The sequence below is a fragment of the Paenibacillus oleatilyticus genome, assembly GCF_018998565.1.
Classification (GTDB): domain Bacteria; phylum Bacillota; class Bacilli; order Paenibacillales; family NBRC-103111; genus Paenibacillus_G; species Paenibacillus_G oleatilyticus.
This window is the reverse complement of record NZ_JAHNZO010000006.1, coordinates 153200-174727: the sequence shown is the minus strand read 5'-3', so window position 1 is coordinate 174727 and position 21528 is coordinate 153200. Positions and strand designations below refer to the sequence as shown.

The 21528-nt window shown below is 34.1% G+C and carries 39 protein-coding genes and 1 tRNA gene; all 40 read left to right on the top strand.

Annotation, left to right across the window (positions count from 1 at the left end; all coding sequences use genetic code 11):
- Positions 1–97: 97 nt before the first annotated feature.
- The 40 genes from KQX66_RS10305 (at position 98) to KQX66_RS10115 (ending at position 21391) form a co-directional block, all read left to right on the top strand.
- Positions 98–340: a hypothetical protein gene (locus KQX66_RS10305; protein WP_216792360.1), complete on the top strand. Its 243-nt coding sequence runs from the start codon at positions 98–100 to the stop codon at positions 338–340.
- A 24-nt stretch (positions 341–364) separates the two neighbouring features.
- On the top strand, positions 365–622 hold the full coding sequence (locus KQX66_RS10300; RefSeq protein ID WP_216792359.1) for a hypothetical protein: 258 nt from the start codon (positions 365–367) through the stop codon (positions 620–622).
- Between the two features lie 6 nt (positions 623–628).
- On the top strand, positions 629–874 hold the full coding sequence (locus KQX66_RS10295; RefSeq protein ID WP_216792358.1) for a hypothetical protein: 246 nt from the start codon (positions 629–631) through the stop codon (positions 872–874).
- A gap of 81 nt (positions 875–955) precedes the next feature.
- Positions 956–1150 (top strand): hypothetical protein, encoded by a 195-nt coding sequence (locus KQX66_RS10290; protein ID WP_216792357.1) that lies wholly within the window; start codon positions 956–958, stop codon positions 1148–1150.
- A 35-nt stretch (positions 1151–1185) separates the two neighbouring features.
- A complete protein-coding gene (locus tag KQX66_RS10285; RefSeq protein WP_216792356.1) occupies positions 1186–1353 on the top strand; it encodes a hypothetical protein in 168 nt (55 codons plus the stop codon).
- Positions 1354–1624: 271 nt separating this feature from the next.
- On the top strand, positions 1625–2038 hold the full coding sequence (locus tag KQX66_RS10280; RefSeq protein ID WP_216792355.1) for a hypothetical protein: 414 nt from the start codon (positions 1625–1627) through the stop codon (positions 2036–2038).
- Positions 2039–2057: 19 nt separating this feature from the next.
- Positions 2058–2243, top strand: coding sequence for a hypothetical protein (locus KQX66_RS10275; RefSeq protein ID WP_216792354.1), 186 nt, complete (start codon positions 2058–2060; stop codon positions 2241–2243).
- Between the two features lie 41 nt (positions 2244–2284).
- Positions 2285–2617: a hypothetical protein gene (locus KQX66_RS10270; protein WP_216792353.1), complete on the top strand. Its 333-nt coding sequence runs from the start codon at positions 2285–2287 to the stop codon at positions 2615–2617.
- A gap of 21 nt (positions 2618–2638) precedes the next feature.
- Positions 2639–3154 (top strand): hypothetical protein, encoded by a 516-nt coding sequence (locus KQX66_RS10265; RefSeq protein ID WP_216792352.1) that lies wholly within the window; start codon positions 2639–2641, stop codon positions 3152–3154.
- Between the two features lie 106 nt (positions 3155–3260).
- A complete protein-coding gene (locus KQX66_RS10260; protein WP_216792351.1) occupies positions 3261–3875 on the top strand; it encodes a group I intron-associated PD-(D/E)XK endonuclease in 615 nt (204 codons plus the stop codon).
- A 49-nt stretch (positions 3876–3924) separates the two neighbouring features.
- Positions 3925–4446, top strand: coding sequence for a DUF6985 domain-containing protein (locus tag KQX66_RS10255; protein ID WP_216792350.1), 522 nt, complete (start codon positions 3925–3927; stop codon positions 4444–4446).
- A 37-nt stretch (positions 4447–4483) separates the two neighbouring features.
- Positions 4484–4966, top strand: coding sequence for a DUF3841 domain-containing protein (locus tag KQX66_RS10250; RefSeq protein WP_216792349.1), 483 nt, complete (start codon positions 4484–4486; stop codon positions 4964–4966).
- 76 nt (positions 4967–5042) lie between these two features.
- Positions 5043–5336 (top strand): hypothetical protein, encoded by a 294-nt coding sequence (locus KQX66_RS10245; protein WP_216792348.1) that lies wholly within the window; start codon positions 5043–5045, stop codon positions 5334–5336.
- 60 nt (positions 5337–5396) lie between these two features.
- A complete protein-coding gene (locus KQX66_RS10240; RefSeq protein ID WP_216792347.1) occupies positions 5397–5597 on the top strand; it encodes a hypothetical protein in 201 nt (66 codons plus the stop codon).
- A 441-nt stretch (positions 5598–6038) separates the two neighbouring features.
- Entirely contained in the window at positions 6039–6236 is a 198-nt protein-coding gene (locus tag KQX66_RS10235) for a hypothetical protein (RefSeq protein ID WP_216792346.1), read from the top strand.
- A 32-nt stretch (positions 6237–6268) separates the two neighbouring features.
- Positions 6269–6571 (top strand): hypothetical protein, encoded by a 303-nt coding sequence (locus KQX66_RS10230; RefSeq protein ID WP_216792345.1) that lies wholly within the window; start codon positions 6269–6271, stop codon positions 6569–6571.
- A 36-nt stretch (positions 6572–6607) separates the two neighbouring features.
- Positions 6608–6838, top strand: a complete 231-nt coding sequence (locus KQX66_RS10225; RefSeq protein ID WP_216792344.1) for a hypothetical protein — start codon at positions 6608–6610, stop codon at positions 6836–6838.
- A gap of 519 nt (positions 6839–7357) precedes the next feature.
- Positions 7358–7558, top strand: coding sequence for a hypothetical protein (locus KQX66_RS10220; protein ID WP_216792343.1), 201 nt, complete (start codon positions 7358–7360; stop codon positions 7556–7558).
- A gap of 415 nt (positions 7559–7973) precedes the next feature.
- On the top strand, positions 7974–8807 hold the full coding sequence (locus KQX66_RS10215; protein WP_216792342.1) for a hypothetical protein: 834 nt from the start codon (positions 7974–7976) through the stop codon (positions 8805–8807).
- 100 nt (positions 8808–8907) lie between these two features.
- On the top strand, positions 8908–9687 hold the full coding sequence (locus KQX66_RS10210; protein WP_216792341.1) for a DUF4367 domain-containing protein: 780 nt from the start codon (positions 8908–8910) through the stop codon (positions 9685–9687).
- A 289-nt stretch (positions 9688–9976) separates the two neighbouring features.
- Positions 9977–10058 (top strand) — tRNA-Ile (locus KQX66_RS10205).
- 155 nt (positions 10059–10213) lie between these two features.
- Entirely contained in the window at positions 10214–11332 is a 1119-nt protein-coding gene (locus tag KQX66_RS10200) for a hypothetical protein (protein WP_216792340.1), read from the top strand.
- Between the two features lie 40 nt (positions 11333–11372).
- On the top strand, positions 11373–12566 hold the full coding sequence (locus tag KQX66_RS10195; protein WP_216792339.1) for an AAA family ATPase: 1194 nt from the start codon (positions 11373–11375) through the stop codon (positions 12564–12566).
- A 118-nt stretch (positions 12567–12684) separates the two neighbouring features.
- Complete coding sequence (locus tag KQX66_RS10190) at positions 12685–13182, top strand: 3D domain-containing protein (protein WP_216792338.1); 498 nt, start codon at positions 12685–12687, stop codon at positions 13180–13182.
- Between the two features lie 13 nt (positions 13183–13195).
- Positions 13196–13489 carry a hypothetical protein gene (locus KQX66_RS10185; RefSeq protein ID WP_308647209.1) on the top strand — a complete coding sequence of 98 codons (294 nt, stop codon included), beginning with the start codon at positions 13196–13198 and terminating at the stop codon, positions 13487–13489.
- Positions 13476–13820 carry a dATP/dGTP diphosphohydrolase domain-containing protein gene (locus tag KQX66_RS10180; RefSeq protein ID WP_216792337.1) on the top strand — a complete coding sequence of 115 codons (345 nt, stop codon included), beginning with the start codon at positions 13476–13478 and terminating at the stop codon, positions 13818–13820. The genes KQX66_RS10185 and KQX66_RS10180 overlap by 14 nt, the downstream gene beginning before the upstream one ends.
- A gap of 430 nt (positions 13821–14250) precedes the next feature.
- Positions 14251–14520: a hypothetical protein gene (locus KQX66_RS10175; protein ID WP_216792336.1), complete on the top strand. Its 270-nt coding sequence runs from the start codon at positions 14251–14253 to the stop codon at positions 14518–14520.
- A 39-nt stretch (positions 14521–14559) separates the two neighbouring features.
- The gene (locus KQX66_RS10170) at positions 14560–14991 is read left to right on the top strand and encodes a hypothetical protein (RefSeq protein WP_216792335.1); all 432 of its coding nucleotides are present in this window, start codon (positions 14560–14562) and stop codon (positions 14989–14991) included.
- Positions 14988–15350 (top strand): hypothetical protein, encoded by a 363-nt coding sequence (locus tag KQX66_RS10165; protein WP_216792334.1) that lies wholly within the window; start codon positions 14988–14990, stop codon positions 15348–15350. The genes KQX66_RS10170 and KQX66_RS10165 overlap by 4 nt, the downstream gene beginning before the upstream one ends.
- A 43-nt stretch (positions 15351–15393) precedes the next feature.
- Positions 15394–15585 carry a hypothetical protein gene (locus KQX66_RS10160; protein WP_216792333.1) on the top strand — a complete coding sequence of 64 codons (192 nt, stop codon included), beginning with the start codon at positions 15394–15396 and terminating at the stop codon, positions 15583–15585.
- 87 nt (positions 15586–15672) lie between these two features.
- Positions 15673–16233: a hypothetical protein gene (locus KQX66_RS10155; RefSeq protein WP_216792332.1), complete on the top strand. Its 561-nt coding sequence runs from the start codon at positions 15673–15675 to the stop codon at positions 16231–16233.
- A gap of 151 nt (positions 16234–16384) precedes the next feature.
- On the top strand, positions 16385–16585 hold the full coding sequence (locus tag KQX66_RS38800; protein WP_498047043.1) for a hypothetical protein: 201 nt from the start codon (positions 16385–16387) through the stop codon (positions 16583–16585).
- 14 nt (positions 16586–16599) lie between these two features.
- Positions 16600–16842, top strand: coding sequence for a hypothetical protein (locus tag KQX66_RS10150; RefSeq protein WP_216792331.1), 243 nt, complete (start codon positions 16600–16602; stop codon positions 16840–16842).
- A 553-nt stretch (positions 16843–17395) separates the two neighbouring features.
- Positions 17396–17683, top strand: a complete 288-nt coding sequence (locus KQX66_RS10145) for a hypothetical protein (protein ID WP_216792330.1) — start codon at positions 17396–17398, stop codon at positions 17681–17683.
- 117 nt (positions 17684–17800) lie between these two features.
- Entirely contained in the window at positions 17801–18949 is a 1149-nt protein-coding gene (locus KQX66_RS10140) for a phosphoadenosine phosphosulfate reductase family protein (protein ID WP_253957051.1), read from the top strand.
- 704 nt (positions 18950–19653) lie between these two features.
- Complete coding sequence (locus KQX66_RS10135; RefSeq protein ID WP_216792328.1) at positions 19654–20049, top strand: hypothetical protein; 396 nt, start codon at positions 19654–19656, stop codon at positions 20047–20049.
- A gap of 32 nt (positions 20050–20081) precedes the next feature.
- Complete coding sequence (locus tag KQX66_RS10130; protein WP_216792327.1) at positions 20082–20435, top strand: hypothetical protein; 354 nt, start codon at positions 20082–20084, stop codon at positions 20433–20435.
- 290 nt (positions 20436–20725) lie between these two features.
- Entirely contained in the window at positions 20726–20893 is a 168-nt protein-coding gene (locus tag KQX66_RS10125; RefSeq protein ID WP_216792326.1) for a hypothetical protein, read from the top strand.
- 30 nt (positions 20894–20923) lie between these two features.
- Positions 20924–21127 (top strand): hypothetical protein, encoded by a 204-nt coding sequence (locus tag KQX66_RS10120; RefSeq protein ID WP_216792325.1) that lies wholly within the window; start codon positions 20924–20926, stop codon positions 21125–21127.
- Between the two features lie 39 nt (positions 21128–21166).
- Complete coding sequence (locus KQX66_RS10115) at positions 21167–21391, top strand: hypothetical protein (protein ID WP_216792324.1); 225 nt, start codon at positions 21167–21169, stop codon at positions 21389–21391.
- The last annotated feature ends 137 nt before the right edge of the window (positions 21392–21528 follow it).

Below are 21528 nucleotides of genomic sequence, written 5' to 3'. Positions count from 1 at the left end.
GAATTGTAAATGTACTGGAGAAAAAGTTTATGTTGCTGTAGAATCTTGAGTTCCTAATGAAACCGAAATTTTATAAGGATGGGGTGAAAAACTAATAATGAGAATGAAAGATGTCACAGGGGTGTGGGACAAAAATCGTACTTGGCAAGGCAAACACAAAAAGTTTATTGTACATATCAGCCAAAATAATTCTCCTAACAGGTATTATTATCGCGCAAATCGCGAAGAAGGCGATATCAGATATAATAGTTTGTGGGACTCCAAAGAATACTCCAGTCTTGAAGACGCTCAAGAAGCAGCGATACAATGGATCGATGAAAAATTAAAGGCATTGAAATAGATATTTTATGGGGAGCGGATGAAGATGGAAAGATTTGATCAAGAATTGTTTGGGATTAAGTTATTTGATTATCAAGAAGCGCAACCTTGGGATAATGGTATACAGTTTATTGATTGCAAATTTGAGTTTGAAAGCCTTAAAAGGTTCGATGGTTTACCTATTGAAGTAACATTTGAATGGGACATCAAAGTCTGGAGTATTGAGGGAAAGCTACTACAGGAGTTTAATATTATTGATGTGTCTGAATTTAGAGAAGAGATCCTTAAGAGTATGAAGGGATGAGAGATAATGAGTGCATATAATTTATCTTTTAATGAGGCAGTTGAAAAATGTTTGAATGAAAAAGTATTCATTCGTGGAGAAGGTTTTGCTAAAGGTTTTTATATCAAAAATCAGAACGATGTACTTGTTATGGTTGATGGTAATAACACATTTCATGAGGTTGTATATAATATGATTATTTCAGGGGGAGCTGTTAAGCAAAAATATAAGGCTTTCATTGTAGCCAATAAAGCAGAATTAGAACTGGAATAAGTAATTGAAACTTTTGGGGGCTTTATGTATGGAAAAGTAACACGATAAAAGGCTAGTTTCGTGGGGAATGGAGGAATGAACTTGTTTGAGGTTATTTATCGCTATAGACGCTCTGGGCAGATACAAGATTTAAAAATAGCCACTTTGGAAAGGGCAATGAGTTTAGCAGCTTTAAATTTTCGTGAAAGCATTGAACCCATTTATATTAAAACCAACGATAAGATTTATGATACTAATGATATGAGAAATTATATTAAAGTACATAACATTCAATAGACAATAGTAAAAGTTATTGGAAGGTGGTGTGATGGTTGAAATATAAAGTTGTAAATAAAAAATTAAAATACTATAACCAAATCAGAAAGAAATACGGACAATTAAGATCTCATTTTAATGGTGAAATGATACATTTACTTGAATTTGATGGTGAGGAGTATGAAGGATTTTCGTCTGATGAAATTGAAAGTTGGTTCGAATAAAATGGAAACTAATCAACTATACGGTTATTTGATCGAGAAAGGTGAAATTGCTGAAGAGTGAAGTTCAATAGTTATAGTATCAGAAATATTGAGACTGGTCAGTATTTGTCCAAAATTAAATTATTTACATACGATGACAAGCCGTTCTTAAGCACAGCCAAAGATCATGCACATTGGCTTAAAGAACGTTTCGATAAAGAAGATAATTATAGAGTTGAAGTCGTCAATTTAGGATAAAAGGTTAATTTTATTTGAACAATAGGAGGTCAATATGAACGGTAAGCAGCTTTTTGAACTATTTCGTAGTGGTGCAAAGCCAATAGTGGAATTTACTGAAGGCTGTCAAGACTATGAAAGTTTCGATCCTAAAATGAAAGCTCGTCTTATTTGTATGTGGGAAGACGATGAATGTCTAGGTTGTGAATTTGATTTCAGCGAATTCGTGGACTTTAATAAAAGTATTGAGCAGCCTGTTTGGTATGGCCGCAATAATGAACTTCTGAAGTGGAGTGAATCCTCGTATTATCCAAAAGCGTTTAAAGTTAGGTTTTATATTGATGAAAATGAGACTCCATATTTTAAAATTGCAGAAGAAAGCATTGCGTATAGCGATTATAAGAAAAGCGGCTCTACAAAGGCTTATGTTGAATGGCTTGAAGAGCAATATATTATAATGAAAAGATAATTTCATGGGAGTGAAATTTGTGGATATTATCGCTGGTAACCTATATAAAATTGTTTTAGGTGTTAACTGCGAAGTGAAAGTTGATAAAGTTACAGATACAGAAATTGAATTTCGAGTTGAGTCAAAACGTTCCAAGAGTGGATGGAAAAATAATGTTTCTGTAATGCTTAAAGAAGACTTTATGGGACGTTTAATTATTCAATAGAACAGACAATAAAACAACAATTTTATTTGGGGGCATATAATTTGAATTGGACTAAAGAACGACTTGATGAGATTGAAACAAATTTCGTAAATAATCCATATATTGATAAGGCAGTGTTGCAGCAAATTCTTTTGGATTGTGTTGAAGAGATCCGTAGGCTGTACGGATATACATCCACGACCATCCTTGCAGGGAGACAAATTAGAATCACTGGTAGCACGAACGAGCATGAGTTTGAAATTGGTCAAATTGTAACTATTACTGAATTTGATGATTTTGATCCTGCTGATGCAGTTTATGGTGTGGAAGCTGAACCAATTGACGGAGGCGAACATTGGTTTGTGCGTCATGGGGATTATGAGTTTGTAAAATAAAAAGTTGAAGGGGTGTTATAAATGATTGACAAAACATCTGTGGAAGCGAATCTTGGTCCGAGAAAACTGGTTTTATCTGATGGTGGCATAAAATATCCAGTAGGAGCGGTGGCTTTTGTCAAAGTGGAACGTGCTACATCTCCAAGAGATGATGGTGGAATGTTAGTAACTTACCATGCTTCCCCCATTACTTTATTTGTGCCAAAGAAAATGACTGACGTAGATAATACACCGAGTTACACACGAGCTTATTTGTCAACTGAAACTGCGGTAAAGTTAATTCCATTCCTCAGGCAATTCGCAAACAGTGAAATGATTGACGAAGGTAGTTACAACCCTAGCAAGCAAGATGGGAATGTATTGATTACTTATAATCAAACGCATGTTCGACTTCTTATTCCGAGAGGAACTCCTGATAATATTAGTTATGAGAACGTTCAAATTTCAATCGATGAAGTTTCAAAACTTATTCCCTTTATTCAAGAAATTGCAGAAATCCATGGGAAACCAACTGGCGAAGATTATTACTGGGGATGAAATAAGTTAGATTGACCTAGTCAATGAATTTACAGATTGGGTCAATCTTATTACTTTGGTTATGAGTCTTACAAATCAAATATTTTATCTTGAAAGTGGTGTCAACATGGATGAACTGAAATTAGCAGACGCCAGAGAAGTAGTCATTGCAGGAAAACTCATGTTAGAAGGTTATAGTGTTTCGAGACCATTATCTGGCTCTTCAAGATACGATTTAATTGCGGAGAAAGATGGAAAAACAGCAAAGATTCAAGTGAAGAGTCTGAAACTTGATTCTGCATATAAAGATAATGAAGACCGTGTTTATAAACTTGAAGCTTATTCCTTAAATCCAATTACAAAAAAGAAGAATCTTTATAATGAGAACGAGGTTGATATCATTGTTGGATATAATCACAACAATGGATATTTTGCAGCGGTTCCTCTAAAATCATTTGAGGGCAAATACTCATGTGTTGTACATACAGAAGTAGGAAAAACTCGCAATGAATATATGAATTCTTGGAAAGCACTAAATGACCTTTTCAATACTGACATTGTTAAAATTCAATATGATAAGGGTTATTTGGAAGGTATGTTAGATGCGGCGGAAAGTGAATTGTATATCTTATACCAGATAAAAAAACGTTCTGGCGGGGGGCTTCACAGCACAGATCCATTAGTTATTAGAATTAAAGAAACTGAAGATTTCTTAAGAAAAAACGGAAGAGAATTAGAATAAATAATACTTTTATCTGCTTAAAAAAACATTTTGAAGGTAGTTGACACTGATGACAAAGCAAATATTAGATCTCACATTAGATGAATTTGGATATAAAGGGATGATATATCTACCCGTTTGGAATGAATTTACTTCAGACTCAGGCGATGTTTATGAAGTGAATTTTGGTGGAGACATAAATTCACCTCTACTCAGCGAATTAATAGATACGTATGATTATATTGTATCTAATCAAGAAGAAATTAAGAATGTAATACTACAAGAGTTATTTGAAGAATATAGTGGTTTTCAAGCAAAATATTGCGATGATGAAGATGATGAATTTATGCCAGATTTAACTTGTGTTAATGATCTAAAGCCCTTAATCAGTTTAGCAAGAGTTCATATCTTAGATGTAATCAAGGATGGCATTGCTTATATTGGGTTTGAATTTGATTGCTCGTGGGATGAAGAGCACGGTTTTGGTGTAATGCTATTTAAAAACGAAGTTGTTGCAATGGGGGGATCAGATTCATCCTTTCTTTCATGGATAGCTAATGATCATTTAAATGAAAGTAGCGATTCAAAATAAAACAATTCTCTTGTAGGACATGAAGTAGGTGGACGAGATGGGTATATTTTGGACTAGACAAAAGGAAGAAGCTTGGGAATATGCGAAGGAAATTGGTTATTTTGAAGGTAATCAAAAGTATATACCATCTACACACATCGAAGCATACAAGTGGATGATGGATCAGATGGAGATGAGATTACAAAAATACAATGGAGAATATCCGATTTGGGTGTTTCTATCCAAACCTCAAACTCAAGAAAGATACGTAATATTAGAAGTCGAATTAGATGAGAGCGATGTTCTACTGTCTGATTTTTATGACTTCCAATCAATAATTAATGGTTGCTCTTTAATAGATGAAAATGATGAAGAGTATGATGATTATCTTTATGCCGAATGTGATACTGTGAAGGAAAAATTGAAAAGAAAAAGTTGGGATAAAATATTTGATTTGAACAGAAAACAGTTATCTTTACAAGGGACAACAGGAAGAGTTGAGTTGAGTAAGGTAATAAAAGTTTACGAGATTGAGAAATAACAGTATTGATTTTCTGACATGTGATAAAACGAGTCTTACATTGGCTATCCATGAAGAACTGAAGGGAGGTACTTCAATGGAGAGACGATCTTGTAAAGCCATTATTGAATGGGATAAAGATCCCAGTCATTTCCCAGTTAACGAGTGGCTAAGAGACATAGTTGTCAATTTTGGAAAAATTGAGAATAATAGATTTTATGGAGACACATGGACTGTTTTGGTAAAAGTAAATAAATTAATTTATGATACATGGAATACAGAGGCTGATGTAGCTTTTATTGTAGACGAAGCGCCATGGCACTTACTTGAAACAGGATTCAGTTTTAAGCTTTGGGCAGGAAGAGATATTGCTACAGTAAGAATTCTTTAGGTGAAAATGAAATGAATCTTTTACTCTATATAAACTTGAATCATTGAAGGAGTGTTTTTTATGGAGATGATTAATGGTCAGTTATGGATCAACTGCAACTGGTGTGAATGTAAATTTCCCGAAAGAGAAGCCACAAAAGTAACACAGGACAAAACTTTTCTAGGATTTAAGACAGGCACTGAAACAGTAAAAGTTTGTGTGCAGTGTATTCATGAGCACAAAAAGTATATTAAAACTTTAAATAAAAAAACTAATGGTTGAATCAGATAAAATCGAAGTTTTATAAGGAGTGTGTATTGATGCCATATTTGAAATGTCGTAAGTGTGCTTGTCTTATTCCGGTGACAAGTCAAATAAAAAAATATAGAGGATATAGAAAGATCGTTTGCAATAAATGTGACAGCGGCCAAACTATTGGGCTGAATGCACCTAAATATTTTAATGAAATTGAGGTAGAATAATGGCAGTTCCCAAGTGCAAAGAGTGCGAATTCTATAAAGAAGGGGAAGCACTGTCTGTAAGTAGTCGAAGTAGTATGCGAGGAATAACATCTTTAAAAACAGCACGATATTGCACACATAACGAATCCATTGGAGATGGATATCCTAGCATTGAATCCAATGAGTTAAAAACATCTCCCAAATGGTGTCCATTAAGAATAAGCAAATAAAATTGAGATTTCATAGGGAAAGGTGAATTACTATGGGCTTCAGACCAAAAGAAGGACAATTTATTAACTTTGTTCAAAGCGGTGCTAAGCATGAGCGTAAAGGAAAGATAAAAAGAATTCTAAAACCTGAGTTTAATAAGCACTTAACTAAAGTACAGTATCAAATCGAATGCCTTGATTCAGAGGATGTCTTTATTGAGGCTGATGAAATTACGAATGTATACCGATAAAATGGATCTTCGTCGTAAAAGGAGTGGTCTAGATGTTCAAGATTCACTGTAAAGACTGTGATTCTGAGCTATCATTTATGAATATTAGACGTTTAGAGGATTTGGATAGGACTAAAATTGGAATGTATTGCAATGACTGTTTTCCTGCTGCTGAAGCAAAGCTCAAGTTGCAAAGGTATGTTGAGACTTATAAAGAAAACGATATTTATTGCAAGGATGGACAATATGCTCCATACTGGCAATCGCCATATTATTTTAAATGTTTAGAAGACGCTAGGGCTAGAATCGATAATAGACATTTGGGATATTATAGTCCTGAATTTATGGGATTATAAAAGGCATGAAACGGATATTTTATAAGGAGAGTAGAAATGGGAAGTGGCTTAAAGCAACAAATTGAATCTGTAATTATCGATATTCAAAATAATGAATGCGATAAAGAGAAATTATTAGTAGTCTCAAATGAATGTTTAGGCATCGTAAATACGCTTGATCAAATTGAGCATCTAATAAAAATTAAAAGTATAGTGAAAGAACCTAAGCCATTTCATTTGCAGAGTGAAGAGTATAAAAAGGGAAGCATAGAATCCATGAACGATTAAAGCATAAATGGTGAATTTTATGAGGAGGGTAAATAAGGAATGTACATGATGTTTATTTAAGTTGATGGGAAGGCTCATAATAGCATGGGAATTCGCGGAGAACTTGAAGAACTATATACTATTGCAGCACAAGAAACGAAGAAATTATTTGGAACCAATCCAAGAGCAGAAATTTCAACTAAAATTACAATGTATATTTAAGCCTATAAACGGATTTCATTGGAGAGGAATATAAGAAAAACAATAGCTGATCACATGATTGATGTGTTGAAAGAAAATAAACGTGATGGAGTATGGTATGGGAATTTAGACGAAATTCATGATTGTGCACGTAGAAGTGGGATGTACGATTAAGGAGCCAAACATCATCCATTGTTGATAATCAATAAGTGCATTGGACCGTAGCAAAAAGTTTGATAAGTTTAATATTAAACATCTTGGTCGTCCAGCACGTAGCTTTAGATTAAAGGAAGAATTCCGATGAATCATGCATTTTATTAAGAAATAGAAGGTGTAATGATGAGTTTCGAATTGGTGAAGTATTATGATACAAATTGTGATAAGTGCGGAAATTGGGCCAGTCATGATTTCCATCCGTCTGATATTGGATCAACTAAAAAGGCTGCTGAAAAATTCTTAAAAAATATGGGTTGGAAAAGAATCAACGGAGAAACTTGGTGTGCGTATTGTATTCAGGGCAAAATTAGATTTTCACAGTAAATTTCCAATAAAAAGTACATTTTAAGGGGTGAAGTATGGGAGTATTTATAAATGGATCGGTGTTTGTAAATCAAAAAGACAGAGTTGTTGTTATAGGTGATAAAGTAATACCTTTTCCTGATGGTATGAAAGGTACTAATGTAACTACTATCAATGGTAAGGTATACATTGATGGATATGAATACAAGAATGGGAAGTGGAAGAGGACATTAATTGCATTGTGGCACAAATATTTTTAGGCAATAAAACTCATGTTTTATTTGGTTGAATGCTGGAGGTCTTGCGAGTGAATTATATAAACAAAATATGCAGATAAAATTTAATATTCATGATTATAAAGTATAATAATGTAAAATAAACCATATATATTAAATAAACTTTATAAAGCTTGCCTGAAAAGGAATGTTAGTATAATATGGAAATTAGCGGAAGATTCGCTGATTTAATTAGAGATGCATGCATTCTATTAAATCGGACCTACATTTTCTCTAACCGCGGATTGGAGAAAAATGTGCTGGACCTTTCCAGAATTCAAACTAAGATGGGCGGGGTGATTTTTTTGAAAAAATTATCAAAGGTGCTCCTGTCGACAGTTTTAACTTTAGCTGTCTCAGTTCCTACTCTTGTCTCTGCTGAAAAAGTAAGCCCTCAAAATGAAAGGAACATCCCAGTATACTTTGCAAACAATGCTGAAAACAACCTTTCTCCTGAAGACATTTCTAAAATCACCTCTCAGTTGGGTCCGACAGCTAAGAGTGTCACGATTGTTGATTCTATGCCTGTTGCAAACAAATCTAAAGATATCTCTCCTATGGGTAATGTTTGTGAGCCGGGTGATCAATTTTTGGATGCAACACCGAATGGGACCTTTATTTTTAAAAAGGGTAGGGAAGGTACCCGCTATGTAAACAAGACGGGGAGTTCTTTGACGTATACTTCTACATTTACGGAACAGTACGGGCTTAGTGGAGAAATTAATGGCGAAGGAAAGTTCGATTGGGGACCAATTGAAGCTAAAGTGGGGTTTAAAATAGGTGGCTCCATTACATGGGTCGAATCTGAAGCTTCAACAATAACTATCAGACCTCATTATCAAGGTTGGAATGACTACGGCTCTTTGGTTGATTATTGGTCAGGGTACTATGCATATGTATATAATGATTGTTCTACTGGTTCGAAAAGATTTATTTCTGTAATGGGTCCTCGCCAGAAAGCAGTTGTTGCAAACGAAGTTTGGGCTAACTATTAAAAATTAGTTCCTTGATGAGAAAAGTAATTATCCATAAGTGGTTAATTACTTTTCTCATCACTTCTTTGTAGTACAAAATTACTTATGCAGGATGTGGATTATGCTTAAAAGAACAGGTTTAATTTTCGTTGCAACGATTTTGATATTAGTCGCAGGGTGCATGTCTAATGCAACCGATAATGCTAATATCAATAAAGACAAAGAAAACAAGCAAAATGAAATTGTGAACAATAAAAACAATAAGGTGACTTTAAATGAGATTGTTGGAAATGAGACCTCACCAGAGAAAAAACAAACATTGGAGGATTCAGTAACAAATCAAATAGAATGGAAGCTATCAAACAATAAAACACTTTCTGCTTCAAAAGATAGAATTGTTTTGAAGACTGAATTCGGTAATAATGGTGTCGTTGTTTTAAAAGTACCTGAAACAACTATGAAATGGTATAATTTTATCGTGCTAAGAAATAACAATAATATGTGGGAGATTTCAAGTGTTGTGGATATGGCAATATCAGAAAACATGCATACGGAAAAGCAAGGTCTTGATTTACCAATGGATAAATTTATTCATACTAAACTTAAAAGTTTAGATTCTACAGCAGATAACATATGGACTTTTGCAAATGAAGATAAGTTTGTGGTGATTGGGAGATATCCAAGAGAGTCGTTCGTATCTTCTTCTGATACTCAGGAAATATCAATAAATGGTCACAGTGCTTGGATTAAAACCGATAAGAATGGTTCACTCCTCTATTATTTTGACAGCGATTATCTTATTTGGATGACTGGGAATCTGACTAAGGAAGAAGCTGAAAAATTAGCAAATTCACTGCCTTCCTCTTCATCAGCATTTTTTCCTGCGAAAGAACAGGGCTGAAAATATCAGCCCTTAAAAGATTCCCAAACTTCAATTATATTAAAAATAAAAGATGAAAAAATAGAAACAAAAACTATTGACTTTTGTGGTGAGAATTTGGTAAAGTAAGGATACAAATTGAGAGGTGAGGAAAAGGAGGCAGAAGCATGAAAAGTGAAATCCAATAAAGCATACATTTTATCGTGATTTAGCATAGTATATACATACCATGTTCTAGACATGTTTATATATAAATTATGCACTTTGATAAATTCATATAAACAAGATCGTTCCTCTTGTTATCAAACAAGGAGCTTTCGCCTAGTCTGGTCGATGGCAACCAGCTCATAACTGGTCATCCAACATCGTTGGTTCGAATCCAACAAGCTCCATTAAAAATAACACCGAAAGGTGATTATATAGATGCTGTTCTTCAATGAAGGTATTGAAAGGATGTGAGAGTATAGATAGTACTCGTGATCCACCAATTCTCCCAATCACTTAAAAACAAAAAATATAAAAATGAAATGGAGAATTGAAAATACAAATGGCCTCAAATAATAGATATAAAATCAAAACAAATAAAAATCACGGTGGAAAAGAATTCACAAGTTCATTTCATTTCGTTGGAAAGATCAAGCCTGTTAAGAATCAAGAAAAAGGAACAGATAATTGGGTAGAAGTACCATTCTATCGGCTTGAGGAGGAGGGAAAGAAAAAAGTCTTAGAGTTTGTTATAGAGACAGCGTTAAGTAATGATCTTAAACTTAAACTTACTGGAAAAGAAAAGGATTTTGTTTACCCTTATAGTAGAAAAGAAAGTAAGGCTGCTAAAATTAGTTGGGAAGATCGCTTTGATAAAGAGAAGTATCCAAATGATACATATCACTTAATTGATGTTGAATGGGATAAGATTGATAAATTGAAAGAGCTGGTTCAAGCAGATACTTGGGTTGAAGTCAAGGGGAAATACAGTCCTTTTGAGTTCACGGATGAGCAAAATAGAAATATAAAAGGTTTCACTAGAACAATTAATTACATTAATCCAATTGTAGATGGAAAAGTGAAAATTGGAGAAGAATTAAAACCAATTAAAGTTAATGAAAAAGAAATTACATATGTTTGCGATTTTGAATCTCCTGATTTTGTTGAAGTAAATACATTTAATATGCAAATTGGAATTAAAAGCACTTATCAAAACGAGAATGATAAGAGCACAAAAGTAAATGCAGCTTACTTAGTCAATGGAGTTAAGAGATCCGATTCAAGAGATTTGGAATTGGTTGTATATTACAAAGAAACTGATGATGGGAATATTCCATTGGCAGATGCATTTGCAACATTGAATCGAACTGATTTTATTGAGGTTACTGGCACAGATAATAACCGTGCAACTTTTGGATGGGTTGATATTGAATCGAGTATGGACGAAAATGATCCATTTAAAAAAGTTTCTTCTCAGTCCACAAAGCCCAAAAAAGAAAGAGTTGTAAATGGTGAGAAGAAGGGACTTGAAATTACAGGATTCGTTGAGCCGTCTCTTATGAGAAACTTTTTGACAGAAGAAGAAATGAAAAAGACAGTGGAGATTGAGCGAGAACAAAACCCATTTAAACAGGATGATGAACTACCAGTTGATATTTCTGATGACGAATTGCCGTTTTAAAGGTAAATAACGAAAAAATACTAATTATAAGGAGATTTGAATGGGATACAGAGACAAAGTGAAAAATAATACGCCGAAAGTTGAATTACATAGTATTGACTCATTGATTGTTGGAGGATATAAAACTGGGAAAACAAGGCTTTGGAAAGAAGTTACTGAGCGCCATTATCTAAATCCAGAAGAAGCCTTGTTGATTGCATTTGAGGCAGGGTATGAGACATGGGAACTTGATAATATTATCCCAATTCATGAAGAAGGTTCTGACGAAGAGCTATGGAAAGTTTGGGATGTATTTAAGAAAGAAATTGTCCCCGATCTTGTTAAGGAAGCTAAAAATGGAAGAGTAGTGAAATTGGTTGGTATTGATACTGCTGATCGTTGCATCGATGCAGCAACAGCTTGGCTTCTAAATGATAGAGCCAAAAAATATGGAGTTGCAAAAATTGCATCGCTTCAAGAACTAACCGAAGTCTCTAATGGAAATGAGAATGGCTATACAGTTCTTTATGAAGAAATGAAAAAGCCTTTCGATTCTTTGAAAAATGCTGGTTATGGCAAAGTAACTCTCGCATGGACCAAAGAAAAAGAGACAACTTTGTACAATGGTTTGAAATATAATTCTATTGAACTAATGATGCATGCTACTGGTAAGAAGATTTTTGAATCTCAAGCAAGTTTAATTTGTTGTCTTTTTAATGAAGTTGTAATTTATGATAAGAACGGCCAAACAGTAACTGAGAATGCAAAAACTAAAAAAGGAAAAGAGAAAGGCAGTAATTTTCATGAGACAAGAACTGTAATGGTGTTTAGACCTACGGAATACATTTCAATCGCTGGAGGTCGATACACTGAATTACCTAATGATCCTGTTGAATATAGTGCAGAAAACTTCTTGAAAGTTTTTGAGGATGCAGTAAAAGGGCAATTAAAGAAAACAAGAAAATCCCTTGATGAATTAAAAGAGGAACAAAGCCTAGAACGAGATGAAAAAGCCAAAGAGTTTGCTGATATGGTAGAAGCAGCAGAGATTGAGGCAAGTAAACCTAAAGCAGAGGACTACCATGAAAAGATTAAAGAAGTTTTAAATAGCCTCTCTTCTGAAGTGAAGACAAATTCAATCACTCCAAAATTTAGAGAAATTTTAGGAGTAGCAAATTTTCTTACTGTAACCGATGTAGAGAAACTTGAGCAAGCATATGTATATGCCAAAAACTTAAAACCTGAGAATACCTGATAAAAGAATTATTTCATCGTAATTAAAAATAAATAATACATAATTAAATTAACTACCTAGATAGAGCGGCGATTCAATCTAGGTAGTGCTTTATACAATTATATTGTTGGGGGCGGATATGCGGAAGACGATCCTCTCTTCAATCGTTGCAATCATATTAGTTTGTGCTAATTCTAAGGTTGCAATCAGTATTGGAGAAACAAAAAACACGAACAAAGATATTGTGTTAACTGCTGAAGAAGAAAAAGTATTGACCAAATATACATTAATGGACTCTATTGAAGAACCAGAGCCAGTGGACAGTCCTGATGCATATAAGATATATAGTGTAACCGCGTTTACATCAGGATACGAATCAACTCAAAAGAAGAAGGGACATCCCCTATATGGTATCACGGCCAGCGGAGAGCGAGTGAAAGAAGGCGTCACAGCAGCATGCCCAAAGTCATTAGAATTTGGAACAAAAGTTTACGTTAAGGAACTTGATCACACATACATATGCCAAGACCGTGGTGGAGCAATTAAAGAAGGCAATTTAGATATCTACTTTGACGATTTAAAAAAGGCTAAAGAATTTGGAAGGCAAAAGTTGCATGTGAAAATAAAAGATGATTAATTAGGAAAGTGAAGTGAGGCAATTGTCATATTCTGCGCCAGAAAGAGAAACCGTTCTTCAATGTGATGATGAGACTAAAATGTGGTCTATTACTACTCTACAACCAACTGTAATCACAAAATTGAAAAAGGCCAATATAGAGGCTTACAAAGTGACTGAAGATGGCACCCATTGGTACAAAGATATTGATTTTAATCGCATATCGTTTCGTAATGAAAGCAATCGTCGGCCAATGACAGATGAACAGCGTAAAGCAGCCGCAGAAAGGCTTTTAGAAGGGCGCGTGAGAAGAAATGAGCAAGCATAAGATTATTGATTCCGGACAACGACAAGAGTATGATACAGGATCACTAAGAGAACCAAGTAAAGGTAAGGGGAGGTTTGACTTGATTTCTCCTCACGCTTTAAAACGAGTAGCTCAGAGGTATGAAGCAGGTCTTGAGAAGTACCCTGAACGTAATTGGGAAAAGGGGCAACCAACTTCAAGATGTCTAGATAGTGCCCTCAGACATTTGAATCAATATATGACTGGTATGGATGATGAGGATCATCTGGCAGCAGCCGCATTCAATATCTTTGCAATTATGCATTTTGAAGAAGTATTACCAGATATGCAGGACTTACCAAATAGAAAATAACTCTTTGTTTGGAGGCTGCTCAGTGAGAAAAAAGAAAGCAAATGATGAAAAAGTTAATAATACATATTCCAAGTTAACAAGAAATGATGAGGTTCTGAAGAAGTGTTTAGAGAGTGGTTATATTCTGAATATTCAAGGATTGAATTCGACTAAGTTTTATGATTTGTATACATAAAAGGATTAAGATTGAAATGAAATGACGCTTTCATGGGGATTGGGGTGAACATTTAATGAAATGGGCTGTGATGATTTGTGAAGAGTGTGAAAACGCATTTGCAATTCCAGTAGAACCAAACTTTCAGACATGTCCTTATTGTGGATCAGAGGAAACAGCGGGGACAGGAGAATACCTGTCGGATACATTGTATACTGCATCAGGTAAGAAAATTCAATAGGTCATAAAAGTAAATATTCATAAGGATAGAGGTGGATGGAAGTGGAAACAAACAAAGATGATTATGTTGAATCTCTAGAAAATCTACTTATATTTATGTGTCAAGTTTATCAAAAGAACCATGAAAAATTTTTCAACATGATGTTCAATAAAGAAAACGATGCATATATGAAGCTCTCTACTGTGCAAGGTAGCCATCATAGATTCGCCATTAAAGATTTAAGTGAACTCAATTTTTCTGAACCTGTGTATGGATTTAGAAAAGTTTTCGAGGAAATTATTGCAAAACGAAAAGAAAGCCTATGAAACTAGATATTCGTTTGTAATATGAGAGGGGCAAAATAAATGGGAAAGTATGGAGAGGAAATAGTAGCGAGATTAAAAGAAAGTGCCAGCCTTCCAAAGGAAGAAAAGTCTTACCAATATTGTTTGACTCATACACATGATCACGAACCACGTAGATATTATATAGAAGCTCCGTATACACCAGATATCTTTGAAGCAATTTGTGCTTATATTCAATTTGAATGTGCTGAAATTGAAGATACATATTCGATGGATCAAACTGACGTAATAGAAATTCTTGAGAAATTCTATGAGTGTAAAAGTGTCAAAAGAACAAAAGCAAACCAAGTTGACTTATATCTTAATTGGGAATATTTTTGTGGATCTCAATTGCAAATTGTTGAATGTTTGAAACGTGATGGAATGAATGAGTATTTTCAAAAGTATATCGATGAGTATTTATTAAAAATAAAAAATGGTGAAATCAAATGAATGAAAAGAAAACTTATAGAGAAATATGGGAAGATTACTGGCGACCATTTTGCACAAATGAAGATGGAACTCTTAATCTTGATCAGATTCAACGTGAACTTGCTGATTATGCATTTATACTTGAACAATTGCCAAGTGTTTATTCCGAAATTACTGGTGGAACCTTATCGAAGCCCAATTACCATGCAAAAACAGTAATTGCAGTTTATGAAGACAATGTAAATGAAATTGTAAAAAATCATGTTGAAGAAATTATTGATCATATTGATGATATGAAGTTCGGTAGCCAACCTTTTGATGAGTTGCTACAGGAGGTTATTGACTTCCTACAAGAAGAATATGAACTTGAAAGGCGATAAAAGTTGGTTTTTATCAGGATAAAGAGGAGGGTTTGTTGAGAGCATGAAAATAAAGCTCGAACAGCCGATATTAATAGGCTCCAAAGAAGACATTTGCTTCATGATCGTTGAATTTATCGAGATTGATCAACTCATGGCAGACACCCAAATCAGTTATTACGGCAAAGTCTATAATTATGACGAGTTTACTCCCGAAAACGAACGTGATGGACAATGGGTTACGATCTATCATTAAATGTCTGCTTAACTAAAGATGAACACGGACAATACGATTAAATATGCGTAGACCGAAAATTCAAATACATGGGGAAGGGTGAAATCTATGGATAGACGATATACATGTTGGCTCACAAAAGAGGGAGTCGAGAGAATCACCGAGGAACGTGATGAGATCCTAAATGTAACGATTAAGAACATTTATGGAGACGACAAAAAGCGAAAGGTTTTATTAGGGCGTGTACTTCGTCTCAACCGTATGCTTAACTACAATGGAAATCATAAGTCAAGAATTATCCAATATCCTTCTGTCAATGAAGTTAAGCAACGTCATTCATCTCCTATTTATGAAGACAGGATTAAACCAGAAGAGATTGTAATCGATAAAATAAATATTTGGAATGAATTGATCGCTCAAAAAAAGAAGGATCTAGATGTATTTATGAGTTATGACACACCTATTAAGCAAGTTGGATTACTTACTGCGAATAAAGTTATTGAGCTTGAAGATGAGATTGAAGAGCATGAGCGAGAATGGCGTACATTCATTGAAGATGCAAAGTTTATGGGTATTCTGAAAAAGTGTGATTGTGGAGTCCTTTCCAGTAAGCTAAAATGTTATGAATGCCAAGATTCGAAGGACTACGAATTGGGTGAAATGAGATGAAACGACAACCTGATGAGGTAAAGCAGAAATGCCAAAGAGAGCCTTGTGCCCGAGAGAGATATGAGCTTGTTCAATCACCAGTCCCTAATGACAAAAGATTTGTTTGTTGGAATTGCTGGAACTATCTTTACAAGCGAGCCAAAACAGCAAAATGAGCATCATAAAGGAGACTACTATGTACGGCATATGGAATGGCATGAGAAAAGAATTTCAATTTGGAATTGCCGAAGAGACGAAGTCTAAGGCATTGAATAAATTGAGGGGTAAGACTGGCAGAGACGCTAACAAGTGGAGATTTGAAGTTAGAAAATTGCCAGACGATCATAAGCTTGTAAAGGTTTCATGTTGTTAGGAGGGACGTAAAATTTGAAGATAAATAAGAGCACGGAAGAGATTTATGCTGTTGGAGTCTACAACAAAGGGTATCTGCGAGAAGATGGTACAATCATTAATAATGTGCTTAAAGCAAACTTTTTTGATGCTTTAGATGCAGCCGAATTAGTACGAGATATTTATAACCAGTCACAATCTGATGATACATATGCTTATATTGCAATCTTCAATTTAAAATACAAAGGGACTCATGAGTTCGAGTATCCATATTATTAATGGTGAAAATGAGGTAATGAAGATGCAAAACATCTCAGAAAAACTCCTGTCTTATCTGGAGACGTTTCGAAAAATGAGAGACGAATTAAATCAATTCAAAGGTCGGAAGTTTTTGATTAAAGGTAGCGCAATTGGCTCGGATATGAATGAAGAATTAATCACGATTGAATCAATTGAACTCAATGAGAATTGTATTTGCTTTACATATTATGATCCAACAGAGAAGGAAGAGTTATGGGACGCAATGTCCATTAAAAAGTTTGTGAATAATATAATCACTCGATGAAATCAATTTTAAACGGAAGTGAGGCGATAAAGTGTTTTGGTTAATTATTGGACTGATTTATATAATTTGTGGGATTGTATGGTTCTATTGGGCAACAAGAGATAATGGGAGTGGATTTTTTGATTTTCCTAAGTGGTGGTATCTTATGTTGTCTATTATTTGGCCATTTAATTTATACATATACTTTGCTCCAAAGATTGATCGCTATCTTTTCAGTAAAAGAAAATAAAACAGATGTTTTATTAGGAAATGGATGGGGGCAGTCATATGGAAACATTACTTGAAATGCATACAAAATGTTGTGAATATAACCAATATATTTTAGATACTCAAAGAATAATGATCGAGAACTACTTAGGAAAAATTTATAGTTTAGATGGTGAAAGATATAGAGTTAATCTAATTGATATCACCGGCAGATGGTCTGGGTATCCAGTAGTACAATTGCAGAGTGTAAGAGAGATTAGTCACGGCATGGTAAAATCCAAAGAGCTAACATTTGAAGAATTTAATGAATTAATGAAGGGTAAAAAATGGGTTTGTAGTAATACTTAAGGCAGTTAATAGGGTTGAAGTTGATTTTGAGTAGTAAACTGTGTTTCAAAGAGATATATATAAGGGAGTTGTTATATGAAAGTTATACATAATTATGCATTACAGGTGAATCCCACAATGGAAGAAAAATTAAATGATAAAGGTAAGAAAATTACTAGGTGGAATGGAACTAGGGCCGATAAGGAGACAAGATATGCTCACTTTAACATACATAAATACACTATTTTAAAAGATAAGGAAAGATGGTCGATTGACTTAATTAAAATGTCGCTTCAACGTTCCGTGAAGCCAGTTATATCCTGTTCGTTTGGAATTGATAGTATTATTGATGTGTATTTAACAAGGAAGGCATTGATTGAACTTGGTCGAGATCCATCAGACATTGATATTGTGTGGAATGATACAGCAAATGAATTCAAAGAGGTTAGGCAATATCAAAAATACATAACTGAATTATGGAAATTAAGATTATATGTAACCAAACCTAAGAAAACATTAAAACATATTATAGATGATAATGGTGGAATAACAAGCGATTATTTTTTTACAAGAAAAGGAGACAGGCGCGGTGGAAGACCATTATCAGAGAAATGTTGTGGCACTCTGAAACATGATCCTATGAAACGTATCACGAAGGATATGCAATGGGATTTACTTGTAGTTGGGCTGAGAGCAGATGAATCATCTCAACGACTCAAGGCTGGTCTACGTGATGGGGAATACTTTTATAGTAGCGCTGAATGGAAAGCATTTGTTGTAAGACCGATTCTATGGTGGACTGAAAAAGATGTTTGGGAGTACGTTGAGCAAGAGGGTATTCCATACAATGAATTATATCTTAAAAATATGATTCAAGAATATCCCATGAATACAGAGGAGATTGTTTTTGCTAACAAAGAATTAATTGAGAGTGTTGGATTGGATTATTACGATCTTGGGGACAGAGAGACGCAAATAGTTAATCGAAAGCAAGCAATTATTTTAGAGAAATTGGGATTCAAACTTTTCACTCCAAGGACTGGCTGCATGATGTGTCCGATCCCTGTTAAGTATGGATATATGCAATGGATAAGGTTAAACTACGATAAGGTTTATAATGCAATGGTTTATAATCTTGGTTATGGAGAAGCTTTGGTTAGTATGATTCCAAAAGAAGTAAGAGAAGAAATTGAATACATAATGGGAATTGAATTAACACCAGAAAATATACATATACACCTAAGAGAAATATTAGAAGTAAAACCATGCACTTTTGATAAATTTTAAAAATAAAAGACAATAAAACCAATTTTTTATGGGGAGAGGAGGGTTGGAATGATTTGGTTAGGAGTTTATCTACTGATCGGAATCGTATTGCTCCTATTGGTAAGAGGATATACACATTTTCCACCACCATCTAGGCTAGTAAAACAAGAAAGTGGGATGTATCAATTTAAGGATTATATTCCTATGCCTGAATGGGTATGGTGTATTGTTTTGACAGTTTTTTGGTTGCCATACATAATTCTATTATTTATAGACATTCGAAATAATTTTAAGTTATAACACAATGAAAACTGAATTGGAGGAACGCAAACTGTCTAAATATCAATTTAAAGATCCTTTAAAACATGACTATAGAAAATTCAAACTTTCGAATAAGCAACACAATAAACTATTCAAGTATCGTCAAATTCGTTGGACTGATAAAAGTTATATAGTCAGAAGAAATATGGCAGTTTTGTTAGCGACTCAATTCCTAGTAAAACTGAAGGCATGAGGAAATCATGAGAATTATTTCGGCAAAAAGAACTTGAAATTGGACTTTTAAGTAAAATTGGAGTTGATTTAGTTGAGGAGAATTGATGAAGTCAAGAATAAGAAAATGAAGAACGTTAAGACAGTTGAAGTGATCGATAAGCAAAGATTAAAGATTACATTCTCCAATGGAGCGTTTATTGTAGTTAAATCTTGTGCAGAAGACTATGGGTATGATTCTGGATTATACATTGAGGCTGACACAAAGAAAGAAAAGGTCGAGCATTATTGTGACTGCTGTTATTAAATGCAATGAAATGGATCATTTATCTGAATCAAAGAAACGGAGACAGAATAAATTGAAAAAATACGATAATACATATGTTTATCACAACGACAAGTTGCTGTTTATATTCCCACGTCCTCTGAATTTTCAAGTTGGAGAGGAAATTGAATATCTTGATAGGAGTTTTAATGTTATACATATTACTAGAAATGAAAATCTAATTATAAAAATTGAGGATTCAGAAGAAATTTTTAAAAATACTTACATGATTAATGAAATGACTATTGCTCAATTAGAGTATCACCTGAACTGTTTAGGATATAGATTAGTGAAAAACCATTAAAAAGCGAATTTTATAAAGAAAGGTGAAGAAAAATGAGTTGTGATGAGTTTAAAACGTCTATCCGAGCAGAATTGAAACAATTGCAAGGTAAAAGTAAGACTCAAGTATATGAGTACTTCAAAAATTTAATTGGTGAAGCTGAAGAAGTTGATGTTTATGATGATGGAACTGTTGAGTGGTTTCATTATGAAGACAAAGCAGGTGAATTTTGTCCAGTTTATTCATATAAAACAGGTCAGTGGGGAGTCGACTATATACACTTTCTCATACAGATGACTACTCCAATTCCAGATCCAATGTTAATCTCTCAATTGACGAAATTAAAATGTAATGTAGGCTACTCGAAGACAAATTTGGAGTATCCGAAGAAAATTGTAAATTGGTAAGTTATTCGTGGTACAACGGAGCAGATGAGCCAATATTGTTTAGGTCATAAAGGTATATTTCAAGGGAATGCGAGGTGATATAGTTGGGGTTCAGTCCTTTTCCTGAAAAATTTATAGATATTTTTAAACCGAATACATACACAAAGTGGTATTACATGCCGAGTGGAATAGTCATTATGCTAATCCTCTGGGCATATCTAGTGGTAGTCGAATTACCAAATCGCCGGTTAAACAAAAAGAGATGAAAATAGGAATCCAATAAAAGGTAGATTTCATAAGGAAGTGATACTTTGAGTAAGTACAAACTTAGTGGATCTCAAATACGCTACATAAAAAGAGAAAATGAGAGTACATTGATTATCAAACTATATAACGGAGAGCAATTACAATTGAAGGCCGAACCAACTGATTGGGGCTATGATGCAGCAATTCGGATAAAAAAATTGGATGCTAAATAAAGATGAGCCTTTAAAAAGGGAGATAGAAACATGAATTATACGAAACATGATAAATATCTATTAGATAAGATTATGCAAGATAAGAAGCGGTATGAGATTATTGCTGATAATGATTCTGTGCGCATAAAAGACAGACAAGATGAAGAGGAACATTGGATCACATTTGACCAGTATGGAAATTACTTCATAGTCTCCCTATTACAATACTTGGGATTCGATGCTGACTTCGTATAATACAATAAAACAGTGCTTTCTTATGAAAGGAGTCTATATATGCCAAAATCATACACACAAAGAGGTTTCGCAGTCTTCGATGATTTTGAATCTGCTTATTGTGGGAATATATGTGTAGTTGAAAGTAGTCTAGCAACTGATCATTGTGTTTGGATTCAGTTCGATGAGTATGGATCAAATGAAAAACAAGAGGCTTTGCACTTAAACAAAGAAGAGGCAAAAAGAATTATTGCTGCACTAAAAGAATTTGTTGAATATGAATAAGATAATAAAATACATAAACGAACAGGAAATAGAAGATATGGTTCAGACCATAATTAGGAGTGGCAGGGATTTGGATGAGATCGATAAATCAATTCGTATGGCAAGAGTCGAATTTCAGACCAAGTCCCAATATCTTC